Annotated in this window: 15 protein-coding genes and 1 tRNA gene; 12 read left to right on the top strand and 4 right to left on the bottom strand. The window is 64.0% G+C overall.

From position 1 onward, the window contains the following. Positions 1-105 precede the first annotated feature (105 nt). The 7 genes from FJ425_RS11525 (at position 106) to FJ425_RS11495 (ending at position 13,375) form a co-directional block, all read left to right on the top strand. Positions 106-2,568 (top strand): glycogen/starch/alpha-glucan phosphorylase, encoded by a 2,463-nt coding sequence (locus tag FJ425_RS11525; protein ID WP_140635177.1) that lies wholly within the window; start codon positions 106-108, stop codon positions 2,566-2,568. Between the two features lie 154 nt (positions 2,569-2,722). Continuing rightward, a complete protein-coding gene (glgB, locus tag FJ425_RS11520) occupies positions 2,723-4,936 on the top strand; it encodes a 1,4-alpha-glucan branching protein GlgB (protein ID WP_140635309.1) in 2,214 nt (737 codons plus the stop codon). Positions 4,937-4,998: 62 nt separating this feature from the next. Beyond that, entirely contained in the window at positions 4,999-6,267 is a 1,269-nt protein-coding gene (glgC, locus tag FJ425_RS11515; protein ID WP_140723503.1) for a glucose-1-phosphate adenylyltransferase, read from the top strand. Between the two features lie 196 nt (positions 6,268-6,463). Then, the gene (gene glgA / locus FJ425_RS11510; protein ID WP_140723501.1) at positions 6,464-7,909 is read left to right on the top strand and encodes a glycogen synthase GlgA; all 1,446 of its coding nucleotides are present in this window, start codon (positions 6,464-6,466) and stop codon (positions 7,907-7,909) included. A 3-nt stretch (positions 7,910-7,912) separates the two neighbouring features. Further along, complete coding sequence (locus FJ425_RS11505; RefSeq protein WP_140723499.1) at positions 7,913-9,541, top strand: alpha-D-glucose phosphate-specific phosphoglucomutase; 1,629 nt, start codon at positions 7,913-7,915, stop codon at positions 9,539-9,541. Positions 9,542-9,722: 181 nt separating this feature from the next. Next, positions 9,723-11,720 (top strand): glycogen debranching protein GlgX, encoded by a 1,998-nt coding sequence (glgX, locus tag FJ425_RS11500; RefSeq protein WP_140723496.1) that lies wholly within the window; start codon positions 9,723-9,725, stop codon positions 11,718-11,720. Beyond that, positions 11,720-13,375, top strand: a complete 1,656-nt coding sequence (locus FJ425_RS11495) for an alpha-glucosidase family protein (protein WP_140723493.1) — start codon at positions 11,720-11,722, stop codon at positions 13,373-13,375. Before glgX ends, FJ425_RS11495 begins: the two co-directional genes overlap by 1 nt. An 8-nt stretch (positions 13,376-13,383) precedes the next feature. Here FJ425_RS11495 and FJ425_RS11490 read toward each other — a convergent pair whose 3' ends face one another. Together FJ425_RS11490 and FJ425_RS11485 are read right to left on the bottom strand one after the other, a co-directional pair. After that, positions 13,384-15,138 (bottom strand): TadG family pilus assembly protein, encoded by a 1,755-nt coding sequence (locus tag FJ425_RS11490; protein ID WP_140723490.1) that lies wholly within the window; start codon positions 15,136-15,138, stop codon positions 13,384-13,386. Beyond that, the gene (locus FJ425_RS11485) at positions 15,135-15,563 is read right to left on the bottom strand and encodes a TadE/TadG family type IV pilus assembly protein (protein ID WP_140723487.1); all 429 of its coding nucleotides are present in this window, start codon (positions 15,561-15,563) and stop codon (positions 15,135-15,137) included. The genes FJ425_RS11490 and FJ425_RS11485 overlap by 4 nt, the downstream gene beginning before the upstream one ends. Positions 15,564-15,875: 312 nt before the next feature. Here FJ425_RS11485 and FJ425_RS11480 point away from each other — a divergent pair, with 312 nt between their 5' ends. The 4 genes from FJ425_RS11480 to FJ425_RS11465 all read left to right on the top strand — a co-directional run bounded on the left by FJ425_RS11480 (position 15,876) and on the right by FJ425_RS11465 (position 21,307). Next, positions 15,876-17,468, top strand: coding sequence for a peptide ABC transporter substrate-binding protein (locus FJ425_RS11480; RefSeq protein WP_140541605.1), 1,593 nt, complete (start codon positions 15,876-15,878; stop codon positions 17,466-17,468). Between the two features lie 177 nt (positions 17,469-17,645). After that, on the top strand, positions 17,646-18,569 hold the full coding sequence (locus FJ425_RS11475) for an ABC transporter permease subunit (RefSeq protein WP_140541606.1): 924 nt from the start codon (positions 17,646-17,648) through the stop codon (positions 18,567-18,569). After that, positions 18,562-19,686, top strand: a complete 1,125-nt coding sequence (locus FJ425_RS11470) for an ABC transporter permease subunit (RefSeq protein WP_140723482.1) — start codon at positions 18,562-18,564, stop codon at positions 19,684-19,686. Before FJ425_RS11475 ends, FJ425_RS11470 begins: the two co-directional genes overlap by 8 nt. Position 19,687: 1 nt before the next feature. Then, positions 19,688-21,307, top strand: a complete 1,620-nt coding sequence (locus FJ425_RS11465) for an ABC transporter ATP-binding protein (RefSeq protein WP_140541608.1) — start codon at positions 19,688-19,690, stop codon at positions 21,305-21,307. 27 nt (positions 21,308-21,334) lie between these two features. Here the strand turns inward: FJ425_RS11465 and FJ425_RS11460 are convergent, their stop codons facing one another. Then, the gene (locus tag FJ425_RS11460; RefSeq protein WP_140541609.1) at positions 21,335-21,661 is read right to left on the bottom strand and encodes a hypothetical protein; all 327 of its coding nucleotides are present in this window, start codon (positions 21,659-21,661) and stop codon (positions 21,335-21,337) included. Positions 21,662-21,917: 256 nt separating this feature from the next. Continuing rightward, positions 21,918-21,994, bottom strand: a tRNA-Pro gene (locus tag FJ425_RS11455). A 191-nt stretch (positions 21,995-22,185) separates the two neighbouring features. Between FJ425_RS11455 and FJ425_RS11450 the strand changes: the two genes are divergently transcribed. Then, positions 22,186-24,423 (top strand): AGE family epimerase/isomerase, encoded by a 2,238-nt coding sequence (locus FJ425_RS11450; protein WP_140635156.1) that lies wholly within the window; start codon positions 22,186-22,188, stop codon positions 24,421-24,423. Positions 24,424-24,658: the final 235 nt, after the last annotated feature.

The following is a 24,658-nucleotide window of genomic DNA, read 5'->3' as shown; positions in this document are numbered from 1 at the left end:
TGGGTCGGTTAAGTAAATCGATTGAACCTATGCTGCAACGCACTAAGATGGGCTGGGAGGAACGGTGAAAGCCGCTATGATCAGGCCAGTTGAACGAGAGGCAGCATGACATCCGCCATGACGATCGAAGTCCCTGTTCTCGACAATCCCGACCCCAAGACGCTCGCCGAAGAAGTCTTGATGTCGCTCAAATACCGAGTCGGCAAGGACACAACCGTCGCCACGCCCTATGACTGGCTGACCGCTTCGATCAAGGTGGTGCGCGACCGCGTCGTCGACCACTGGATGCAGGCGACCAGGGAAGCCTACGACCAGCAGGAAAAACGCGTCTATTACCTTTCGCTTGAATTCCTGATCGGGCGCCTGATGCGTGACGCCTTCTCCAATCTCGGCCTGATGGAGAACATGCGTGAGGCGCTGTCCTCCCTCGGCGTCGATCTCGACCTGATCGCGGGGCTCGAACCGGACGCCGCACTCGGCAATGGCGGCCTCGGCCGTCTCGCCGCCTGCTTCATGGAAAGCATGGCGACCGTCGATATTCCCGCCCATGGCTACGGCATCCGCTACGCCAACGGCATGTTCCGCCAGGAAATCCACGGCGGCTGGCAGGTTGAGCTGCCGGAGACCTGGCTCGATCACGGCAATCCCTGGGAGTTCGAACGGCGCGAGCGTTCCTTCGAGGTCGGCTTCGGCGGCTCGGTGGAATCGATCACCTCGAAGGAAGGCCGGCTCGAACGCCACGTCTGGAAGCCGACCGAGCATGTGCTCGCCGTCGCCTACGACACGCCGGTAGCCGGCTGGCGCGCTAGGCGCGTCAACACGCTGAGACTCTGGTCCGGCATGCCGATCGACCCAATCCTGCTCGACAAGTTCAACGCGGGCGACCACATCGGCGCGCTGGCCGAAAGCAACAAGGCCGACGCGCTGTCGCGCGTGCTTTATCCTGCCGATTCCCACATGGCCGGCCAGGAACTCAGGCTACGGCAGGAATATTTCTTCTCCACCGCCTCGCTGCAGGACATCGTGCAGCGTCATTTGAGCCAGTATGGCGACCTGAAATCGCTGCCCGACAAGGCGGCGATCCACTTGAACGACACCCATCCCGCGGTCGCCGTGCCGGAGCTGATGCGGCTCCTGATGGACGTCCACGGCATGGATTTCGACCAGGCCTGGGACATCACCAAGCGCACCTTCGGCTACACCAACCACACGCTGTTGCCCGAGGCGCTTGAAAGCTGGCCGGTGCCGCTGTTCGAGCGTCTGCTGCCGCGCCACATGCAGATCGTCTACGCCATCAATGCGCAGGTGCTGCTCGAGGCCCGCGCCACCAACCAGTTCTCGGGCGATCAGATCGCCCGCATCTCACTGATCCAGGAAAATGGCGACCGCCGCGTGCGCATGGGCAATCTGGCCTTTGTCGGCTCGCATTCGATCAACGGCGTCTCGGCGCTCCACACAGAGCTGATGAAGGAGACGGTGTTCGCCGATCTCCACAAGCTCTATCCCTATCGCATCAACAACAAGACCAACGGCATCACGCCCAGGCGCTGGCTGATCCAGTGCAATCCCGGCCTGACCTCACTTGCCCGCGAGGCGATCGGCGACCGCTTCATGGACGACATCGAGGCGATCAGGGATCTCGATCCGCTCGCCGATGACGCGGCTTTCCGTGAGAAATTCGCCGCCGTGAAGCGGCAGAATAAGGCGCGGCTCGCCAATCTTGTCGCCGACCGGCTCGGCATCAGGCTCGATCCGTCGGCGCTGTTCGACATCCAGGTCAAGCGCATCCACGAATACAAGCGCCAGCTGCTCAACATACTGGAAGCGATCGCGCTGTACGATCAAATTCGCTCGCATCCGGAACGGGACTGGATGCCGCGCGTCAAGATCTTCGGCGGCAAGGCGGCGCCCAGCTATCACAACGCCAAGCTGATCATCAAGCTGGCCAACGACGTCGCGAAGGTCATCAATGGCGATCCGTCGGTGCGCGGCCTGCTGAAGGTGGTGTTCGTGCCGAACTACAATGTCAGCCTGGCCGAGGTGCTGATGCCGGCCGCCGATCTCTCCGAGCAGATTTCGACCGCCGGCATGGAAGCTTCGGGCACCGGCAACATGAAATTCGCGCTGAACGGCGCCTTGACCATCGGCACGCTCGACGGCGCCAATGTCGAGATCAAGGAACATGTCGGCGACGACAACATCTTCATCTTCGGCCTCACCACCGCGGAGGTCGCCGAGCGGCGCAACAATGGCTACAATCCGCGCGGTGTGATCGAGACCTCGTCCGAGCTGGCGCAGGCGGTATCGGCCATTTCCTCCGGCGTCTTCTCACCCGACGATCCCGACCGCTATCGCGACCTGATGAACGGCCTCTACCAGAGCGACTGGTTCATGGTGGCGGCCGACTTCGATTCCTACGCCGCCTGCCAGCGCGAGGTCGATGCCGTGTGGCGCAACAGCCCCGACTGGTACGCGCGCGCCATCCGCAACGTCGCCCGCGTCGGCTGGTTCTCGTCCGACCGCACAATCCGCCAATATGCGAAAGACATCTGGAACGTGCCCGTCTGATATGATTGCATGAGCCACAAAGAATGTGGCCAGATGCATGTCGCCCAAAAGTGCGTAGCGGTTTTGGGACCACGACATGCACCAAGACAAAGAACAGCGCATGCCGGAGCGAGGCATGCGCCAGAACAAGGTGCCCGGGGAGGGCGACCGTTTGATGAGGAAGCCGCGCGCGACCGCTGCGACAAGCGGGCCGGACGGACTGGCGCCAGCCGGCGATGTCGCGGCGATTGTCGCCGGAACGCATGGCGATCCTTTCGCGGTCCTGGGCGTGCATGAAGCCGGCAAGGGCTTCATTGCCCGCTGCTTCGTGCCCAATGCCGAATTCGTCACCGCCTACACGCTGACCGGCAAGGAGGTCGGCGAGCTTTCCCGCAGCGACGATGCCGGCTTCTTCGAGGGCAAGGTCTCGATCCGCAAGCGCCAGCCGCTGCGCTATCACGCCAGGAATGCCGGCGGCGATTGGTGGCTGACCGATCCCTATTCCTTCGGCCCGGTGCTCGGTCCGATGGACGACTATTACATGGCCGAAGGCTCGCATCTCAGGCTCTTCGACAAGCTCGGCGCGCACATTGTCGAACACGAGGGCGCCACCGGCGTGCATTTCGCGGTCTGGGCGCCCAACGCACGGCGCGTCTCCGTGGTCGGCGCCTTTAACGAATGGGACGGCCGCCGACACACCATGCGCGACCGCAAGGACACCGGCATCTGGGAATTGTTCATTCCCGATCTCGGCGCGGGCCGGCCCTATAAGTTCGAGATCATCGGCCCCGACGGCGTGCGCCTGCCGCTCAAGGCCGATCCGTTCGCCTTCGAGTCGGAACTGCGGCCGGCGACCGCCTCGGTGACGGCGCCGCCCATCGCGCATCAATGGGGCGACGAGGCGCATCGCGGCTATTGGCAGAAAGCCGATCCCCGGCGCGAGGCGATCTCGATTTACGAGGTCCATGCCGGCTCCTGGCAACGCCGCGACGACGGTACGTTCCTCTCCTGGGACGAGCTCGCCGCACGGCTGATCCCCTATGTGGCCGACACCGGCTTCACCCATATCGAGTTCCTGCCGATCTCGGAGCACCCCTACGACCCATCCTGGGGCTACCAGACCACCGGGCTTTATGCGCCGACAGCCCGCTTCGGCGACCCCGATGGCTTCGCCCGCTTCGTCGACGGCGCGCACCGCGCCGGCGTCGGCGTCATCCTCGACTGGGTGCCGGCGCATTTCCCAGTCGACGAGCATGGCCTGGTCCATTTCGACGGCACGGCGCTCTACGAGCATGCCGACCCGCGCCAGGGTTTCCACCCGGACTGGAACACGGCCATCTACAATTTCGGCCGCCGCGAGGTGGTGTCGTTCCTGGTCAACAACGCGCTGTTCTGGGCCGAGAAATACCATGTCGACGGCTTGCGCGTCGACGCGGTCGCCTCGATGCTCTACCTCGATTATTCGCGCAAGGCCGGCGAGTGGATCCCCAATGAGAAGGGCGGGCGCGAGAACCTGCAGGCCGTCAGCTTCCTGCAGAAGATGAACAAGGAGGTCTACGGCCACCACCCCGGCGTGATGACGATCGCCGAGGAATCGACCTCATGGCCGAAAGTGTCGCGACCCGTGCATGAAGGCGGCCTCGGCTTCGGCTTCAAGTGGAACATGGGCTTCATGCACGACACGCTGGAGTATCTCTCCAAGGAGCCGATCTTCCGCAAGCATCATCACAACGACATCACCTTCGGCCTGGTCTACGCCTTCTCGGAAAATTTCGTGCTGCCGCTTTCGCATGACGAGGTCGTGCACGGCAAAGGCACCCTGCTCCACAAGATGGCAGGCGACGACTGGCAGAAGTTCGCCACGCTGCGCGCCTATTACGCCTTCATGTGGGGCTATCCCGGCAAGAAGCTCCTGTTCATGGGCCAGGAATTCGCCCAGCGCCGCGAGTGGAGCGAGGAACGCGCGCTCGACTGGGACCTGCTCGAATTCGCGCCGCACCGCGGCGTCTGGCAGACGGTGCGCGACCTGAACTATCTCTATCGTTCGCGCCCGGCGCTGCATGCGCGCGACTGCGAGCCGGAGGGCTTCTCCTGGCTGATCGTCGACGACCGCGACAATTCGGTCTTCGCCTGGCTGCGCAGCGCGCCGGACGGCAATTCGATAGCCGTCGTCTCCAATTTCACGCCGGTGCCGCGCGAGAACTATCGCGTGCCGCTGCCAAAGGCAGGAAAATGGCGCGAGATCATCAATACCGACGCCGAGGTCTATGGCGGCTCCGGCATGGGCAATAGCGGCATGGTCGAGGCAAGCGGGGAAGGAGGCGGCGTATCGGCGACGATGCTTTTGCCGCCGCTGTCGACGATCATGCTGGAATTCGTCACGGATTGAAGCAGATGATGTCTCATCCTGCTCTTGCACAGTCCGGGCAGCTTGTTTGGGAGGGTAACAGAATGGCAGAGATCAGAAGAACCCAGCCGCTGGCACGCGATGCCATGGCCTATGTGCTGGCCGGCGGCCGCGGCAGCCGCCTCAGGGAGCTGACCGACCGGCGCGCCAAGCCGGCGGTCTATTTCGGCGGCAAGACGCGCATCATCGATTTCGCCCTCTCCAATGCGCTCAACTCCGGCATCCGCCGCCTCGGCGTCGCCACCCAGTATAAGGCGCACTCGCTGATCCGCCACCTGCAGCGCGGCTGGAACTTCCTGCGGCCCGAGCGAAACGAAAGCTTCGACATCCTGCCTGCATCGCAGCGCGTCTCGGAAACGCAGTGGTATGAAGGCACGGCCGACGCCGTCTACCAGAACATCGACATCATCGAGGCCTACGGCCCCGAATACATGGTTATTCTCGCCGGCGACCACATCTATAAGATGGATTACGAACTGATGCTGCGCCAGCATGTCGACGCCGGCGCCGACGTCACCGTCGGCTGCCTGGAAGTGCCGCGCATGGAGGCGACCGGCTTCGGCGTCATGCATGTCGACAAGAAGGACAACATCATCGCTTTCGTCGAAAAGCCGGCCGATCCGCCCGGCATTCCGGACAAGCCGGAATTCGCCCTGGCCTCGATGGGCATCTATGTCTTCAAGACCAAGTTCCTGATGGAGCAGCTGCGCCGCGACGCCGCCGAACCCGGCTCCAGCCGCGACTTCGGCAAGGACATCATCCCCTATATCGTGCAGCACGGTAAGGCGATCGCCCACCGCTTCGCAAAATCCTGCGTGCGTTCCTCGCACGAGGCCGAACCCTATTGGCGCGACGTCGGAACTGTGGACGCCTATTGGGAAGCCAATATCGACCTCACCGACATCACGCCCGAGCTCGACCTCTACGACCGCGACTGGCCGATCTGGACCTATGCCGAGTTGAAGCCGCCGGCAAAGTTCGTGCATGACGAGGACGGCCGCCGCGGCGAGGCGATCTCCTCGCTGGTCTCCGGCGACTGCATCGTTTCCGGCGCCTCGCTGCGCCGCAGCCTGATCTTTACCGGCGCGCGCATCAATTCCTATTCCAAGCTCGAGGAAGTGGTGATGCTGCCCGACGTCCAGGTCGGCCGCAACGCGAACCTCAAGCGCGTCGTCATCGACCACGGCGTCCACATCCCGGAAGGGCTTGTGGTGGGCGAGGATCCGGCGCTCGACGCCAAGCGTTTTCGCGTTTCGGAAAAGGGCATCTGCCTGATCACGCAGGACATGATCAACAAGCTGTCGACCCCGTAGGGTCGATCGGCAAGCTGTCGATCCCGTAGGGTCGATCAACAAGCTGTCGGCCTGATAGGCTCGATCGGCAAGCTGCCAGGTCGATCAGCAAGCTGGCGGGGTCGATCAGCAAGCTGTCGGGTCGATCAGCAAGCTGACGACTAGATCAACAGATTGTCACTTTGAGCTGTCATCTTGAGATCGGAATGTGGAGCGCATGCAGGTTCTGTCGGTCACGCCCGAAATCTTCCCGCTGATCAAGACCGGCGGCCTTGCCGACGTCACCGGCGCCTTGCCGATCGCGCTTGCCGGCAAGGGCGTGGCGATGCGCACGCTGGTTCCCGGCTATCCCGTGGTGATGGCGGCCTTCGCCAAGAAGAAGGCGGTCTACCAATATCCGCTGCTGCAGGGCGCTAAGGCTTCGATCCATGCCGTCAAGATCGGCGATCTCGATCTCTTCGTTTTGGACGCGCCGCATCTCTTCGATCGCCAGGGCGGCCCTTACGGCACCGCCTCCGGCGCCGACTGGCCGGACAACTGGCGCCGCTTCGCCGCGCTCAGCCAGGCCGGCGGCGACATTGCCGGCGGCGCGATCTCCGGTTACCAACCCGACATCGTGCATGCCCATGACTGGCAGTCGGCGATGACGCTTGCCTATATGCGCTACGGCAAGGCGGTCGGCGTGCCGTCGCTGATCACCGTGCACAACCTCGCCTTCCAAGGTCAGTTCGGCGCGGGCATTTTCGGCGAGCTCGGCCTGCCGAGCGTGGCGATGCAACTGGACGGCGTCGAATATTATGGCGGCGTCGGCTTTCTCAAGGCCGGCCTGCAAGCCGCCTGGGCCATCACTACGGTCAGCCCGACCTATGCGCAGGAAATCCGCTTGCCCGAATTCGGCATGGGTCTCGACGGGCTGATAAACATGCGCTCCACCGATCTCTACGGCATCGTCAACGGCATCGACGTCGACATCTGGAACCCGCAGACCGACAAGCATCTGGTCGCCAATTATTCGGCCGAGACGCTTGCGGCGCGCGGCAAGAACCGCAAGGCGGTCGAAGAGCGCTTCGGCCTGGAAGCGGATGGCAGCCCGATCGTCTGCGTCATCAGCCGGCTGACCTGGCAGAAGGGCATGGACATCCTGGCCGCGGTCGTCGACGGCATCGTCGCCGCCGGCGCGCGGCTGGCGATCCTCGGCTCCGGCGACGCCGGCCTCGAAGGCACGCTGCTTGCCGCCGCCGCCCGCCATCGCGGCCGCGTCGGCGTCGTCGTCGGTTACGACGAAGACCTTTCGCACGTCATGCAAGGCGGCTGCGACGCCATCATCATCCCCTCGCGCTTCGAGCCCTGCGGTCTCACTCAGCTCTATGGCCTGCGCTATGGCTGCGTGCCGGTCGTCGCCAGGACAGGCGGTCTGGCCGACACCATCATCGACGCCAACGAGGCCGCCTTGTCGGCCGGCGTCGCCACCGGCTTCCAGTTCGCGCCCAACAATGGTGCCGCGATGCTTCATGCCATCCAGCGGCTGGTCGAGCAGCATGCGCGGCCCGCGACCTGGGCCTCGATCCAGCGCCAGGGCATGAAGGCCGATGTCTCCTGGGACAAGAGCGCCGAAAAATACGTCGAACTCTATCGCTTGCTGCTTTCAAAAAGGGCTGCCTGAGGCATGATCAAAACCGTCCCCACCAAACCCTATACCGACCAGAAGCCAGGCACCTCCGGCCTGCGGAAAAAGGTGCCGGTGTTCCAGCAGGAGCACTATGCCGAGAACTTCATCCAGTCGATCTTCGATGCGCTGGACGGTTTTCAGGGCAAGACGCTGGTGATCGGCGGCGACGGCCGCTTCTACAACCGCGAGGTCATCCAGAAGGCCATTGCGATTGCCGCCGGCAACGGCTTCGGCAAGGTGATGGTCGGGCAGGGCGGGATTCTCTCGACGCCGGCCGCCTCTAACATCATCCGCAAATACAAGACTTTCGGCGGCATCATCCTGTCGGCCAGCCACAATCCAGGCGGTCCGCACGAGGATTTCGGAATCAAGTACAATGCCGGCAATGGCGGCCCGGCGCCGGAAAAGATCACCGACGCGATCTTTGCCAAGTCGAGGGAGATCAAGAGCTTCAAGATCGCCGAAATCGGCGCCATCGACATCGACACCATCGGCACCGTCAAGGCCGGCGACATGACGGTCGAGATCTGCGACCCGGTCAAGGACTACGCCGAACTGATGGAAAGCCTGTTCGACTTCGACGCGCTGAGGAAGCTTTTCAAATTGGGCTTCCGCATGCGCTTCGACGCCATGCATGCGGTGACCGGCCCGTATGCCAAGGAGATCCTCGAACGCCGGCTCGGCGCGCCGGACGGCACCTGCCGCAACTTCAAGCCGCTGCCCGATTTCGGCGGCCACCACCCGGACCCGAACCTGGTGCACGCAAAGCATCTCTACGACGAGATGATGGGGCCGGACGCGCCGGATTTCGGCGCGGCTTCGGATGGCGACGGCGACCGCAACCTGATCATCGGCAGAGGCATCTTCGTCACGCCGTCTGACTCTGTGGCGATGCTTGCCGCCAATGCCAAACTGGCGCCGGGCTACAAGGACGGCCTGAAAGGCATTGCCCGCTCCATGCCGACCAGCGGCGCCGCCGACCGCGTCGCCGAAAAGCTCGGCATCGGCATCTATGAGACGCCGACCGGCTGGAAGTTCTTCGGCAACCTGCTCGATGCCGGCATGGCCACCATCTGCGGCGAGGAAAGCGCCGGCACCGGCTCCAACCATGTGCGCGAGAAGGATGGCCTGTGGGCCGTGCTTCTGTGGCTCAACATCCTCGCCGCGCGCGGCGAGAGCTGCAAGGACATCGTAACCGGGCACTGGGAGACCTACGGGCGCAACTACTATTCGCGCCACGACTATGAGGAGGTCGAGAGCGATCGCGCCAATGCGCTGGTCGACGGATTGCGTGCCAAGCTGGGCTCGCTACCCGGCACCAGCGTGCGCGGCCTCAAGATCGCCAAGGCCGACGACTTCGCCTATCGCGACCCGGTCGACGGCTCGGTCAGCGAGCACCAGGGCATTCGCATCCTGTTCGAGGGCGGCTCGCGCGTCGTGCTGCGCCTCTCCGGCACCGGCACGTCAGGGGCGACGCTGCGCCTCTATATCGAGCGTTACGAGCCGGACAAGGCAAGGCACGACCTCGACACGCAGGAAGCGCTCGCCGATCTCATCGCCGCCGCCGACGACATCGCCGGCATCAAAAGCCACACCGGCCGCAACAAGCCGAGCGTGATTACTTGAGGGTGGTGCGGCGCGACTCCCCCTTCTCCCCTTGTGGGAGAAGGTGTCGCCGAAGGCGACGGATGAGGGGTGCTCCAGCTTGGCCCAAACCGGCGCTCGCATCGCCGGCGCCTCATTTCTTCCAACACCGGCGCTGCGCGCCGATCCACCTTCTCCCACAAGGGGAGAAGGGGGAGCCTGCATGACCCTCGGCGCCACCATCACCCCCGAAGGCATCCGCTTTGCCGCCTGGTCGTCATCGGCGAGACGCCTGTGGGTCTCGATCTTCGACGACACCGGCGCGCTTGAAACCGACCGGCTGGAGCTTAACCCGGATGGCGGGGGCGTGCACGCGCTCCTTGTCTCCGGCCTTGGCGACGGCGCGCGTTACGGTTTCCGCGCCGACGGCGACTATGCGCCGGAGCGCGGCCTGTGGTTCGACCCGAACAAGCTTCTCGCCGACCCCTATGCCGTCGAGGTCGATCGTCCATACCAATATCATTGGCGGCTTGCCGCCAAACGCAACGAAGGCGCCGACACCGCTCCGCTGATGCCGAAGGCGATCGCGCGTTTACTGCCCAAACCGGTGCCGCCCCAGCCGCCGCTGTTCCGGCCAGGCGGGCTGATCTACGAGCTCAATGTCCGCTCCTTCACCAAGCTGCATCCGGACGTGCCGGAAACCCAGCGCGGCACCATCGCGGCGCTCACCCATCCGGCTGTCGTCGAGCACCTGAAGCGTCTCGGTGTGTCGGCCGTCGAATTGATGCCGGTCACCGCATCGATCGACGAGCGGCATCTGCCGCCATTGGGGCTGAGCAACGCCTGGGGCTACAATCCCGTCACCTTCATGGCGCTCGATCCGCGCCTTGCGCCCGGCGGTCTCGAGGAACTGCGCGGCACCGTCGCCGCTCTGCGCCAGGCCGGCATCGGCACCATCCTCGACCTCGTCTTCAATCACACCGGCGAAAGCGACCGGCTCGGGCCGACTTTGTCGCTGCGCGGGCTCGATGCGCTGGCTTACTACCGGCATCGGCCGGATGGCAGCCTGATCAATGACACCGGCACCGGCAACACTGTCGCCTGCGACCATCCGGTGATGCGCGAGATGGTGCTCGATACGCTGCGCCACTTCGTTAGCTTGGCCGGCGTCGACGGCTTCCGCTTCGATCTGGCGCCGGTGCTCGGCCGCGTCGACGGCGCCTTCGACCCGGAAGCGCCGCTGCTTCGGGCCATTTTCGGCGATCCCGGGCTCGCCGACCGCGTGCTGATCGCCGAGCCCTGGGACATCGGTCCGAACGGCTACCAGCTCGGCAATTTCCGGCCGCCATATCTGGAATGGAACGATCGCTACCGCGACGATGTCAAGCGCTTCTGGCGCGGCGATACCGGCGCGATCGGCGCCTTGGCCACCCGGCTTGCGGGTTCCTCCGATGTCTTCGGCAGGGAGGGCCACCCGGCAAGCCGCACGGTCAATTTCATCGCCGCGCATGACGGCATGACCCTGGCCGACATCGTCGCCTACGAGCGCAAGCACAATGAGGCCAATGGCGAGCACAATCGCGACGGCCACAACGACAATTTGTCATGGAACAACGGCGCCGAGGGCGAGACGGACGACGCAGCGATTGCCAAGGCGCGCTTCGACGACCAGCGCGCGCTGCTGGCGACACTCTTCGCCTCGCGCGGCACCATCATGCTGACCGCCGGCGACGAGTTCGGCCGCACGCAAAAAGGCAACAACAACGCCTATGCGCAGGACAACGCCATCACCTGGCTGGACTGGGCCGGCCGCGATCAGGCGTTGGAGCGATATGCCTCATCGCTCTCTGCAATACGTCGTGCCTTGCCCGCGCTGTCGGACACGCATTTCCTGACCGGAAAGCCGGCCGATGCTTCGGCCATTCCGGATGTCGAGTGGCTGACGGAGACGGGCGCGCCGCTTGGCGACACGGAGTGGAACGATCCCGATCGACATCGCCTCGTCATGATGCTCAGCGATAGCGGAGGCAGTCGCCTCGCCGTCATGGTCAATGGCGACCGCCGCCAATGCGTCTTCACCTTGCCGGTCCGGGACGGCTACGAGTGGCGCCCGGCGATCGAGGCGCAGCCGGTCGATCTTGCGCGGCCGCTGCCCGGCCGAAGCGTCAATTTCATGATCGAGCGGCGTGCCGCTCAATCGCGCAACGGGAAGGGCTTGTGATGGCTGCCGAAAATTCCGGGCAAGGGAGCGAATGGTGGCGTGGCTGCGTCATCTACCAGGTCTACCCACGCTCCTTCCAGGACACAACCGGCGATGGCAGCGGCGACCTCAAGGGCATCACCGCGCGGCTCGCCCATGTCGCGTCGCTCGGCGTCGACGCCGTCTGGCTGTCGCCCTTCTTCAAGTCGCCGATGGCCGACATGGGCTACGATGTATCCGACTATCGCGACGTCGATCCGATGTTCGGCAGCCTGGAAGATTTCGACGTGCTACTCGCCGAGGCGCATCGGCTCGGCCTGAAACTCATCATCGACCAGGTGATCTCGCATTCTTCCGACAAGCATGAATGGTTCGTCGAGAGCCGCGCCAGCCGCGACAATGCCAAGGCCGACTGGTATGTCTGGGCCGACGCCAGGCCGGATGGCAGCGCGCCCAACAACTGGCAATCGCTGTTCGGCGGGCCGGCCTGGGAATGGGACGCTACCCGCCGGCAATGCTACATGCACAATTTCCTGGCCGCGCAGCCGGATCTGAACTTCCACAATCCGGACGTTCAGGATGCGCTTTTGGACACCGTGCGCTTCTGGCTGGAGCGCGGCGTCGACGGCTTCCGGCTGGACACGGTCAACTACTATGTCCACGACCGCTGGCTACGTGACAACCCGCCCTTGGCCGCAAGTGTCGCCGGCACCAATGGCGCCACCAGCACCTACGCCTTCCAGGAGCATCTTTTCGACAAGACGCGGCCCGAAAACCTCGACTTCCTGAAACGCTTCCGCGCGCTGCTCGACCAATATCCAGACCGCGCCGCGGTCGGCGAGGTGGGTGACGAGGAGCGGTCCTTGCAGACGCTCGCCGCCTACGTATCGGGCGGCGACAAATTGCAGATGTGCTACACGTTCGACCTGCTCAGCCCGCAATTTTCCGCCGCCCATGTGCGCGGCTGCGTCGAGGCGTTCGAGACGACTGCCCCGGACGGCTGGGTCTGCTGGGCCTTTTCCAATCATGATGTCGTACGCCATGTCAGCCGCTGGACGCGGCCCGGGGAAAGCCCGGACGCGGTGGCGAAGTTCTCGATCGCGCTGCTTGCCTGCCTGCGCGGTTCGATCTGCCTCTATCAGGGCGAGGAACTGGGGCTGGAGGAGGCGGAGCTAGCGTATGAGGATCTGCGCGATCCCGTCGGCATCCGCTTCTGGCCCGGCGTGAAGGGCAGGGACGGTTGCCGCACCCCGATGGTCTGGCAGGCGGAGGCGGACAATGGCGGCTTCTCCACGGCCAAGCCCTGGCTGCCGGTGCCACAGGCGCATCGCGCCCGGGCAGTCGACGTCCAGAATGGCGAGGAACGGTCGGTGCTTGCCGCCTATCGCTCGATGCTCGCCTTGCGCAAGAGCCATCCGGCACTGATTGCCGGCTCGGTTCGCTTTCTCGAGGCCGAGGGCGATGTGCTTGCTTTCCTCCGTGAGTGCGACGACGAAAGGCTGCTTTGCGTTTTCAATTTCTCGACCGAGGCTACAGGCTGGGCGCTGCCCACCGAGATCGGCGAGGCCGAGATAACGGCATTTGACGTTGACGCCGCCGGCGTTCTTACAGGTGTTGTCGAGGACAGCGTGCTGGCGCTGGCGCCTCTGGGCAGTTTCGTCGGCAGGATTGGCTGACGGTTGTCTTACTGCACCAGCACCGAACGCCCGCACGTCGCGCCGGTCACCCGGACGTCGGCCTCGCCGACACGGACGCCAAGCGCCCCGAGAACGTTGTAGACCAGGCTGTCGACCGGCGCGGTCACGCCGTTGAGCAGTGTCGTCACCGCCGGTTTCACCGTGCCGAGCAGGGCGGTCACATTGAGGCCTAGCCCCAGCGCATTGATCGAAAGCGACAGGTTGTTGACCAGCGATGTCGTGAGCGACTGCGTCAGGTTCTTCGTCGACACCGTCTTGATCGTCTTGTTGGCGATGTCGGTGGCGCTGAAGGTCAGGTTCGTCGGCGCCATATTGGTGACCGAGAAGGCCGACGAGCCTGTCACCTGCAGCAACGGGATGAGCAACAGCCTCAGGTCCGCGATATCGGCGTTGGAGAAGGACTGCGGCTGGGCGAAGTCGGCAAAGCCGCTGGCATTACTGTTGGCGAGATGCGCCGAGACGACGCCAGGCTGCGCGGCGATCGAGACATTGATGCTCGACGGCCCGGTCGGGCAGGTTATGTCGGTTAGCTTGGCTTCGGCATAGGCCACTTCGACATTGAGTGGCAGGTGGACGGCGACAAGACTGGTGCCGCCGCCGAGATTGGAATTGCCGACAGTGACATCGGCGTTGAGCTTGATGCGGGTCTGCGCCGTGCGCACCACGGTGCCGGCTTCTCCCACCGCCAGCCAAGCCGAGTTCTGCATCGGCTCGCCGATGGCGATCGCAAGCGTCGTCGATGCCAGCCCCGGTATGGTGGCGCCGAGATTGACCGCGACCTGATTCGTGCCATTGGCCAGAGCGGCAGCCGCGGTGAGCATGCTGAGCGCGCTGGCTGTCACGTTGAGGCCGGCCGGCTTTTGCCCGATGCCGAGATCGCCGACGGAGCCGAGATCGATGAGAGTGCTGAGCGGAATCCTGACCGTATTGGTGGCGCTGGAGGCCATGGTCTGCAGAGCGAGTTTGGCTGTGCGGTCGAGCCCCGGCACATTGGCCATTGCCGTGGCGATCTGGCCGATCGTTGCTTTGGAGGCGAGCACGTCGTTGTAGGAAACGCCGGTCAGATGCAGTTGCGTCGCCAGCGCATCGGTGAACGAAAGAACGTCGACATCGGCCGACACCAGTGAATTGTAGTCCATCACGCTGAGCGAGATGTTGCCGCCGAGAAGGCCGCCGAGAAGCGCGTTGAGAATGCCGCCATTGAGGCTGGCGAGCCGCGAGCCGACCGAAAAAGCCGCCTGCGGCTGCGCGCTGGCGATAGCGGTCGTGCCGAGAGTGGGTGGCGCCATGATCGAGCCGGCGAAATAAAGCGTACCCTGCTTCTTGAGCGTTACCTGGACCGCATTGTAGGGCAGCTTGCCCGCCTCGAAACGGCTGCCGGCGGCAATGGTGCTGATGCCCGTGTAGCGACCCGGCACGACCTGGACGACGGCCTTGCTGGCGGTCGGCGCCACCGTCGTGCCCTGTCGCTGCACGGCGACCGAGGTGATGCCGTTGTCGCTGAGCGCGGTCAGCACCGCCTGCTGGGCGTTGGTGATGTTCGAGGCCGCGGTGATGGCGGCGAGGTCGACGATCGACTGCGCGGCGCGGCGCTCGTTGTAAAGGGAACCTTCGTCGATCGCGAAGGCGGTCAGCGCCAGCGCCACCGGCGTGCACAGCGCGGTCATGACGGCGAAATTCGCGCTCCGGTCGACAAGCAGCCGTCGCGTCGCCGCCATCAATCCCCCCTTGATGGGCATCATATGCCTCCGACGCGGATCGTCGATTGACGTTGGATCGTCGTGCCCGGCAGCGGCAGCGTCCGGAACAGGTTCCAGATCGGCAGGTTGCGCGCATCGTAGGTGACCGAGACGACGAACTGGCTGCCGTCGACGGCGCTGTCCTGCGCGTTGACGGTCAGCTTGTTGGCGTCGACGAACGGATAGCCCGAGACATCGTGAGTGATGAAATCGGTGACCAGCGCCTGCCGCTCGGTCTGGTTGAGGCCGGCAATCGCGGTGCGCGCCGCGTCGGCGGCGATCTGCTGCACCGAATGACTGGCGCCGAAATAAATCCCATATGCAACCATGCCGAGCAGAAGCAGGATGAAGACCGGCGCCAGCATGGCAAATTCGATTGCCGACGTGCCCGTGGCGTCAGCCCGGAAACGAGACCACGGAACAAGCATTTTTCGGTTCTTCAGCATGGCGCGGAGAATGCCAAAGGCCGCCTGCAAAAACAGAAAACAGCTGGAACAACCGGCAGGTGTGCCAAGTTGAAAGCAAGCTCTAAGCTTTAGGTTTCGCTGTTTTAGCGTTATGGCGCTCACTTTGCGTCAAGCAGGCAATGGTTGAAATAAGATTTCGCTCTGTCTAGTCTCCTGCCACCAGCCGCCGGAAGGAACCGGCGGCACGCCTGAAACGGGGCCGTTTCAACGGTTCCGAGGTGTCAAAACTTAAGAAGGCGCGGCTGAGGGGCTGCGCCGACAGGGAGAAACTTCATGCTGAAAGACATGCTGAAGGCGACGGTGTTCGCCACCACATTGGCCTTGGCCGCTGGCACATTCTACACGCCTGCCTTCGCCGAGACCGTCTACAACCGCGGCGCCGCCGCTGAGGCGGAGACGGTCGATCCGCACAAGACGTCGACGGTCTACGAAGCCGATATTATACGCGACCTGTTCCAGGGCCTCGTCATGCATGACCAGAAGACGAATCTCATTCCGGGCGCCGCCGAAAGCTGGACGGTGTCGGATGACGGCACCGTCTACACCTTCAAGCTGCGCAAGGACGGCCTCTGGTCGGACGGCACCCCGGTGACGGCGGACGACTTCGTCTTTTCGTTCCATCGACTGGAAGATCCGGCCACCGCTGCAGAATACGCCTCGATGCTCTATCCGGTGAAGGGCGCCGAGGACTTCAACACCAAGAAAGGCAAGGCCGAGGATATGGGCGTGAAGGCGATCGACGCCAACACGCTTGAAGTCACGCTGAAGGCTCCGACGCCCTACTTCCTGGAGATGCTGACTCACCAGGCGACCTATCCGGTCAACAAGGCGTCCATGGACAAGCTCGGCGCCGACTGGATCAAGCCGGGCAAGCTGGTCTCCAATGGCGCCTATACGCTGGCGGAGTGGGTTCCCAACGACCATATGAAATTGGTCAAGAACCCGAAGTTCTGGGACGCCGCGAGCGTCAAGCTCGACGTGGTCAACTACATCCCGACCGAGGATCGCTCGTCGGCGATGAAGCGTTTCGAGGCGGGCGAGCTGGACAGCTATGGCGACCTGCCGACCGAGCAGCTCGCCGATCTCAAAACCAAATTCGGCGACCAGGTCCGTGTCGGGCCGTATCTCGGCACTTATTATTACGCGGTCAAGACCGACAAGGCGCCTTGGGATAACGTCGAGTTGCGCAACGCCATCTCGATGGCGATCGACCGCGACTTCCTCGCCGAGAAGGTCTGGCAGAACTCGATGCTGCCCGGCTATTCGATGGTGCCTCCGGGCATCGAGGGCTACACACCGGCACTGGCCAAATATGCTGACATGCCGCAGATCGACCGCGAGGATGCGGCCAAGAAGATCCTGGAAAAGCTAGGCTATACACCCGAGCATCCGTTGAAGATGGAGATCCGCTACAACACCTCGGAGAACCATAAGAACACGGCTGTCGCCATCCAGGAACAGCTGAAGCCGCTCGGCGTCGAGGTGACGCTGCTCAACACCGACACCAAGACCCATTACAGCTTCCTCGAGCAGAAGGGCAATTACGACGTCGCCCGTGCCGCCTGGATCGCCGACTACAAGGATCCCGAGACCTTCCTCGGCATCTCGCGCAAGGCGAGCGGCAACAACTACTCGAACTACAACAGCCCTGCCTATGAAGCCGCCATGGACAAGGCGGCCGCCGCGGGCGGCAAGCCCGAGGACCGCATGAAGGACCTCGCCGCAGCCGAGCGCATCCTCGTCGACGACGTCGGCGAGATCCCGCTTCTCTACTACAGCTACCACGACATCGTTTCCTCGAAGCTGCATGGCTTCGACGACAATGTGATGGACATTCATCCGTCCCGCTTCATCTCCAAGGACTGACAAGAAACCTTGGCCGTGCCGCCGCTCTCTTTTTGGGAGCGGCGGTCGCGGTCTGTCGTCGTGCCGGGCCGAAAGTCGGATTGGATTTTCGGGCTGCCCGGTGCGAAGATCAGAGATGCCGGCGCGCCACGGATCTTCGACTGGAGAGCCTGTCGCCCTGGCTGAAGCGGGGCGCCGATGCTGCGTTATGTTTTCCGGCGGCTGTTGACCGCCATCCCGACGCTGTTCGTCATCGTGACGGTGGCGTTCTTCCTGATCCGCGTCGCGCCAGGCGGCCCGTTCAACCAGGAGCGGGGCTTGAGCCCCGAGATCAGGGCCAATCTCGAAGCCCAGTTCGGCCTCAACGATCCGCTCTGGCTGCAATATGTCCACTATCTCGGCAATCTTTTGCGCGGCAGTTTCGGCCCGAGCTACAATTTGCCGGATTTCACCGTCACCGAACTCTTCGCCAAGGGCCTGCCGATCTCGATACAGATCGGCACCTCGGCTCTGGTGCTGGCGCTGCTGTTGGGCTCGATCCTCGGCACCATCGCTGCGCTCAACCAGAACAAGATAGGCGATTATTCAGTGATCGCCTTGGCCACGGCAGGCAGCACCATCCCGACCTTTGTCATCGCGCCCGTGATCCAGCTCGTCTTCGGGCTGTCCTGGAAGCTGTTGCCGATCGGCGGCTGGGGCGACGGCGCCTTGATCAACAAGGTCGGTCCGGTGCTGACGCTGGCTCTTCCGCAGATCGCCATCGTCGCCCGCCTGATGCGCGGCTCCATGATCGAGAGCCTGCGTTCGCACCATATCCGCACCGCCCGCGCGCTCGGCCTGTCCGACTGGTCGGTGGTGGTCAAGCACGCGCTGCGCGGCGCCGTGCTGCCGATCGTCTCCTTCACCGGCCCGGCGGCGGCCGCGCTGTTGACCGGCTCGATCATCGTCGAGACGATCTTCTCCATACCCGGAGTCGGCCGCTACTTCGTCGATGCAGCCCTCAACCGCGACTACACGCTTGTCATGGGAACCGTGGTGGTGATCGCGCTCTTCACCATCGTCTTCAACCTGATCGTCGACCTGCTCTATGCGGTCGTCGATCCGAGGGTGCGCTATGACTGACCTCGCCGTCGCCGTGCCCGAGCCGATCGTCGGCCGCTCGCTCTGGGGCAATGCCTGGGCGCGGCTCAAACGCAACCGCGCCGCGATGCTCAGCCTCTATTACCTGGCTTTCATCGCCGTCATCAGCATTTGCGGCCCGTGGGCCGTGCCGCATGCATACACCACCATCTATGGCGACTATGTGCGCATGCCGCCGAGCCTTTCGGCCTATCCGAAACCCGACATGATCCAGGGTGCCCTGGGCGATGCCATCAAGCGCATGCGCGCCGACATCAAGGAATGGCACCAGGACGGCAATCGCGTCACCGTCACCGTCACCTCGACCAAGCCGATCGACGACCGCAACATCCGCTATCTCGACCGCTCCGACGCCTTCGACGACACCAGGATCGAGAACAAGTCGCCCGATGGCCTCGAAGTGACGATGAGCTCGGCCGTGAAGCAGCAATATTTCTTCTTCGGCACCGACAACACCGGCCGCGACCTGCTTTCGCGCACGCTGATGGCCGGACGCATCTCTTTGGCCATCGGCCTGCTCGCCGGCGTCGTCGCCGGCGTCATCGGCGTCATCTACGGCGCGACCGCGGGATTCTCCGGCGGCAAGGTCGACGAGGTGATGATGCGCATCGTCGACGTGCTCTATTCGCTGCCGTTCATCTTCTTCGTCATCATGCTGGTGGTGTTTTTCGGCCGCAACTTCGTGCTGATGTTTCTGGCGGTTGGCGCTGTGTTGTGGCTCGACATGGCGCGCATCGTGCGCGGCCAGGCGCTGTCGATCCGCAGGCAGGAGTATGTCCAGGCGGCGGAGGCCATGGGCGTCGGCCAGCGCGGCATCCTGTTGCGCCATGTCATCCCCAACCTGCTTGGCCCGGTCGTCATCTACATGACGCTCTTGGTGCCGCAGGTCATCATCCTGGAGAGCTTCCTCTCCTTTCTCGGTCTAGGCGTGCAGGAGCCGATGACCAGCTGGGGCGTGCTGATCTCGGTCGGCGCCAAGAACATCGGTTACGCCAACTGGCTGCTTCTGTTCCCGGCCTTCTTCCTCGTCTCGACGCTGTTCGCCCTGAATTTCGTCGGCGACGGCCTGCGCGACGCGCTCGATCCCAAGGACCGCTGAGATGACTGCCTCCGAAACGATCCTCAGCGTCAAGGACCTGCGCGTCCGCTTCCAGACCCTCGACGGCACGGTCGAGGCGGTCAAGGGCATCAACATCAAGGTCAATGCCGGCGAGACGGTCGCCGTCGTTGGCGAATCCGGTTCCGGCAAGAGCCAGACGATGATGGCGGCGATGAGCCTGCTTTCCTCCAATGGCGAGGCGACCGGCCAGGTCGACTATCGTGGCCGCAATCTCCTGACGATGTCAAAGAGCGATCTGAACCAGGTGCGCGGTCGCAAGATCAGCATGATCTTCCAGGAGCCGATGACCTCGCTCGACCCGCTCTACACCATCGGCAACCAGCTGATGGAACCGATCAGTCGACACCGCGGGCTGAACGCGGCCGCGGCGCGGGAAGAGGCGCTGAAATTGCTCAGGCTGGTGCATATTCCAGATCCCGAACGGCGGATGAAATCCTATCCGCACGAGATGTCGGGCGGCCAGCGCCAGCGCGTCATGATCGCCATGGCCTTGGCCAACGATCCGGACATCCTGATCGCCGACGAACCGACGACGGCGCTCGACGTCACCATCCAGGCGCAGATTCTGATGCTGCTTGCCGAACTGCAGCGCAAGCTCGGCATGGCCATCGTCTTCATCACCCACGACCTCGGCATCGTGCGCCGCTTCGCCGACCGCGTCTATGTCATGCGCCTGGGCGAGGTGGTGGAGGAGGGCGATGCCGAAGCGCTCTTCGCCAATCCGCAGCATGCCTACACGAAGATGCTGCTGGCGGCCGAGCCGACGGGCGCCAAGGCGGCGCCGCCCGCCAGTGCGCCGGTGCTGCTCGAAGGCCGCAATGTCGAAGTCGTCTTCAAGATCGGCGGCGGCTTCCTTGGCGGCGAGCCGCTGATGCTGCGCGCGGTGGACAGGATCTCGATCCGGCTGAAGCGTAACCAGACGATCGGCATCGTCGGCGAGTCCGGTTCAGGCAAGTCGACGCTTGGCCGCGCGCTGCTCAGGCTCTTGCCCAGCGACGGCGTGATCCGCTTTGGCGACCGCGACATTTCGGACGCGGACCGCCAGGCGATGCGGCCGCTCAGGCGCGAATTGCAGCTGGTCTTCCAGGATCCGTTCGGCTCGTTGTCGCCCCGCATGACCGTCGGCCAAGTGATCACCGAGGGACTTTTGGTGCACGAGCCCTCATTGACCGGCAAGCAGCGCGACCAGCGCGCCGTCGAGGCGTTGCGCGAGGTCGGCCTCGATCCCAATGCGCGCAACCGCTACCCGCACGAGTTCTCCGGCGGCCAACGCCAGCGCATCGCCATTGCCCGCGCCATGATCCTGAAGCCGAAAGTGGTGGTGCTCGACGAGCCGACCTCGGCGCTCGACCGTTCCGTGCAGAAGCAGATCGTCGAGCTGTTGCGCAAGCTGCAGGCCGACCATGAGCTGTCCTACCTCTTCATCAGCCATGACCTCGCGGTGGTCCGTGCCATGGCCGACTACATCATCGTCATGAAGCAGGGAAAGATTGTCGAGGAAGGTCCGACGCAAGAAATCTTCGACAATCCGCGCGAAGCCTACACCCAGACGCTGATGAACGCCGCGATCGATACGGCACGGTTCCGTATGAGCGCTTGAAGCCGTGTAAGCTTAGCCTCGCTCGCCTCACTGCGAGGACGGGCACCTCTGGTTCCGCGTCGCGACGATCGCCTGCTGCTGTTGCTGCAGCCGTTCGATCCGGGCGGCTTCGCGGTTGGCGACCGCCGTCTTCACGCGCTCGCCGCCGAGCAGCCATGTCGGCACGCTGGTGCTGGCGACCTTGCCGCGAGCGATTGCGGTGCGTGAAATATCGGTCGCGGTGTCGCCGACCGCATTGTTGAGCTCGGGGCAGTTCATTTTGTCGTATTTCGCCGGGCCGATCGACGCGGTGGTCGACGAGCAGCCTGCCAGAAGCAGCGTCGCGATCGAAATGGCTATAAACTTGAACGTCATTCCCTCAATTAACCGCTCTGCGGCTCCGCCTCAACAGTCCCATCCTCACGCTGCCTTACGCGGCCATGCAGCGCCTCAACAGATCGACGAGAAGCTGCATCGCGAGGTCGCCTGAACGCCAGGAGAACGCCCAAAGTCTCAGGTGAGACGTGAGACGGTCTCACGGTCGTCCATGTTCTCTGCTTGTTCCCATCACCGAAGCGGCGCAAACCGTTGTGGCGCAAGGCTTTCAGGGGATTTCTCGGGAGCTTGAAACTGGTCGGAGTGGCAGGATTTGAACCTGCGACCCCCTCGTCCCGAACGAGGTGCGCTACCAGACTGCGCTACACTCCGTGACCAGACCGCGGGCTTATAGCTGCCGCTTTCCGATCCTGCAAGCGGCAATGGCAGTCCTTCTGTCGCATTTCCTTTCTTTCGCGGAGCTTGCCCGAATGGCATAGGATTTGGTTGTGAGGTAAAGGTGGGCTTAAAGGCTTTTGTCGTAAGTCCGACCCAAGGGAGCCGGACTTTTGACAGGGTCGTTCATGAACCAGCGCATCGTCAGTTTCGTCATGAGCGGCGGCGTCGGTTCGCGGCTGTGGCCGCTGTCGCGCGAGGACAATCCCAAGCAGTTCCACGATTTCTCGGGCGACGGCTCGATGCTGGCCAAGACTTTGCGCCGGCTGGCGGCGCGGCCCGACGGTGGGACGCCCATCTTCCTGATCGCCTCGGAGCGTCACGCCGACCGCGTCCATGCCGACCTTGCCGGCATCGATCTGGCCGGCGGCGGGCCGCTGTTCGAGCCGACGGGCCGTAACACGGCCGCCGCCGTGGCGCTGGCCAGCCTGCGCACGCTCTCCGACTATGGCGACGAGCTGGTGCTGGTGGTGCCGTCGGATCACGAGATATCGACGCCGGGCCAGTTCTGGCAAAGCATCGAGGCGGGCGCGGGCGCGGCAAATGCCGGCCGGCTCGTGGTGTTCGGCCTCAAGCCGACCCAGCCCGAGACCGGCTATGGCTATATCGAGGTCGGGGCAGGCCAGGACGGCGTCTTCGACGTCTCGCGCTTCGTCGAGAAGCCGGATCTCGCCACCGCGCAGGCCTATGTCGACGCCGGCAGCTTCTACTGGAACACCGGCATCTTCCTATTCCGCGCCGGCGCCATGCGCGACGCCTTCGCGGCTCATGAGCCGAAAATCTGGCAGGCGACGGAGGCCGCCTACAAGACGGCGACCAGCGATCTGTCCGGTCTCTACATGCCGCTGGAACTCTATTCCGCTATCCCGTCGACCTCGATCGACTACGCCATCATGGAACGCGCGAAAGACATCGCCATGGTGCCCGCCAGTTTCCGCTGGAACGATCTCGGCTCCTGGCAGTCGCTGCTCGATGTCGGCCCGTCCGACAAGGGCGGCAACGTCATCGTTGGAGACGTCGTCGCCATCGATTGCGAGAACTCCTATATCCGCAGCGAGGGTCGGCTGCTGTCGGCCATCGGCATGAAGGACGTGGCGATCGTCTCCACGGCCGACGCCACCTTCGTCGCGCCGGTCAGCCACAGCCAGCACGTCAAGAAGATCGTCGAGCAACTGGAGAAATCCGGCCGGCTCGAAACAAGGTTCACGCCGGCGCATGATCGCGTCATCGAGAGCGGCGCCTGGCGGCGGCGCGTGCGCCACTGGCTGTTCGAGGAGACGCTGCCGCTATGGTCGACGCTTGGCGTCGACGAACGCCATGGCGGCTTCCACGAGGCGCTGGGCTTCGACGCCGCGCCGCTGATGAAACCCAAGCGCATGCGCACGCAGGCGCGTCAGGTCTATGCCTTCGCGGTCGCCAAGGAGCGCGGCTGGGACGGCCCGGCCGACCGGCTGATTGCGCACGGCATCGACTTCATGGCGGGGCAGGGCCGCACCGATCGCGGCGGCTGGGTGCGCACGCTCAACATCGACGGCTCGGTCGCCGATCCGGTCGAGGATGCCTACGACCATTCCTGCGTGCTTCTGGCGCTCGCCCACGCCCATATGTCGGGCCATCCCGACGCGTTGCGGCTCGCAGGAGAGACATTCGCCTTCCTCGACGCGCATCTGGAAGATGACCGCCTGACCGGCTTTCTGGAAACCTCCGACGGCGCGGAGGAACGGCGCTCCAATCCGCACATGCATCTGCTCGAGGCCTTCCTCGCCTGGCACAAGGCGACGGGCGAGCGCGTCTATCTGCGCCGCGCGGCGCGCATCATCGATCTTTTCCGTAGCCATTTCTTCGATGCCGAGAGCTGGACACTGGGTGAATATTTCGACGACGGCTGGAAACCGGCGGCAGGCGACAAGCGGAGCTGGACCGAGCCTGGCCATCACTTCGAATGGGCGTCGCTGCTGGTCGATTTCGCCGCTCGCAGCGGCCAGGGCGAACTCACCGCCTTCGCCCGCAAGCTCTATGCCTCGGCCGTTGCCAATGGCCTCAACCGCGCCACCGGCCTCGCCTATGGCGCGGTCTCGCGCCAGGGCCTGCCGCTCGACACGGTCTCGCGAAGCTGGCCGCAGGCCGAAGCGATCAAGGCGGCAATCGCGCTCGACGGCTCGGGCGGGCCGGACCTCAAGCCCGAGATCGAAGCGCGCGTCGGCCGCCTTTTTCGCTGGCACATAGATCCGGCCCCGCTCGGCTTGTGGATCGACCGCATCGACGAGCGCGGCCGCTCGCTGGCGACCGACGTGCCGGCCAGCATCTTCTACCACCTGGTCTGTGCGCTGACGCAGTATCTGGACGGAACGGCGGAGAAGGGGTAGCGGAAGAGATCGCAAGTCTCATTCCTTCGCGCCCCCCTCTGTCCTGCCGGACATCTCCCCCACGAGGGGGGAGATTGGCCATTTCTCCGCTGGCGCTTTTCCTGCGGCAATGGCGATTGGCGAAAGCGGTGGCGGCATCTGATCTCCCCCCCATGTGGCTAGGGCATATACACATCTCGCAAGGCCCAACCGTCGGCACAGGCACGGAAGTATGCGAGGCCGTTGTAGAAGGTGA

Source organism: Mesorhizobium sp. B2-7-2, from assembly GCF_006440775.1.
In the GTDB taxonomy this organism is placed as follows: Bacteria; Pseudomonadota; Alphaproteobacteria; order Rhizobiales; family Rhizobiaceae; genus Mesorhizobium.
This window is presented reverse-complemented; position numbering and strand designations above follow the sequence as displayed.

What these genes read in the sequence shown, in the direction of transcription:
- FJ425_RS11465 (WP_140541608.1), top strand. Translation starts at nt 19,688, where the DNA reads ATGACTGCCTCCGAAACGATCCTCAGCGTCAAGGACCTGCGCGTCCGC.
- FJ425_RS11475 (WP_140541606.1), top strand. Translation starts at nt 17,646, where the DNA reads ATGCTGCGTTATGTTTTCCGGCGGCTGTTGACCGCCATCCCGACGCTG.
- FJ425_RS11470 (WP_140723482.1), top strand. Translation starts at nt 18,562, where the DNA reads ATGACTGACCTCGCCGTCGCCGTGCCCGAGCCGATCGTCGGCCGCTCG.
- FJ425_RS11490 (WP_140723490.1), bottom strand. Translation starts at nt 15,138, where the DNA reads ATGATGCCCATCAAGGGGGGATTGATGGCGGCGACGCGACGGCTGCTT.
- glgB (WP_140635309.1), top strand. Translation starts at nt 2,723, where the DNA reads ATGAGGAAGCCGCGCGCGACCGCTGCGACAAGCGGGCCGGACGGACTG.
- FJ425_RS11480 (WP_140541605.1), top strand. Translation starts at nt 15,876, where the DNA reads ATGCTGAAAGACATGCTGAAGGCGACGGTGTTCGCCACCACATTGGCC.
- FJ425_RS11525 (WP_140635177.1), top strand. Translation starts at nt 106, where the DNA reads ATGACATCCGCCATGACGATCGAAGTCCCTGTTCTCGACAATCCCGAC.
- glgC (WP_140723503.1), top strand. Translation starts at nt 4,999, where the DNA reads ATGGCAGAGATCAGAAGAACCCAGCCGCTGGCACGCGATGCCATGGCC.
- FJ425_RS11485 (WP_140723487.1), bottom strand. Translation starts at nt 15,563, where the DNA reads ATGCTTGTTCCGTGGTCTCGTTTCCGGGCTGACGCCACGGGCACGTCG.
- glgX (WP_140723496.1), top strand. Translation starts at nt 9,723, where the DNA reads ATGACCCTCGGCGCCACCATCACCCCCGAAGGCATCCGCTTTGCCGCC.
- FJ425_RS11505 (WP_140723499.1), top strand. Translation starts at nt 7,913, where the DNA reads ATGATCAAAACCGTCCCCACCAAACCCTATACCGACCAGAAGCCAGGC.
- FJ425_RS11450 (WP_140635156.1), top strand. Translation starts at nt 22,186, where the DNA reads ATGAACCAGCGCATCGTCAGTTTCGTCATGAGCGGCGGCGTCGGTTCG.
- glgA (WP_140723501.1), top strand. Translation starts at nt 6,464, where the DNA reads ATGCAGGTTCTGTCGGTCACGCCCGAAATCTTCCCGCTGATCAAGACC.
- FJ425_RS11460 (WP_140541609.1), bottom strand. Translation starts at nt 21,661, where the DNA reads ATGACGTTCAAGTTTATAGCCATTTCGATCGCGACGCTGCTTCTGGCA.
- FJ425_RS11495 (WP_140723493.1), top strand. Translation starts at nt 11,720, where the DNA reads ATGGCTGCCGAAAATTCCGGGCAAGGGAGCGAATGGTGGCGTGGCTGC.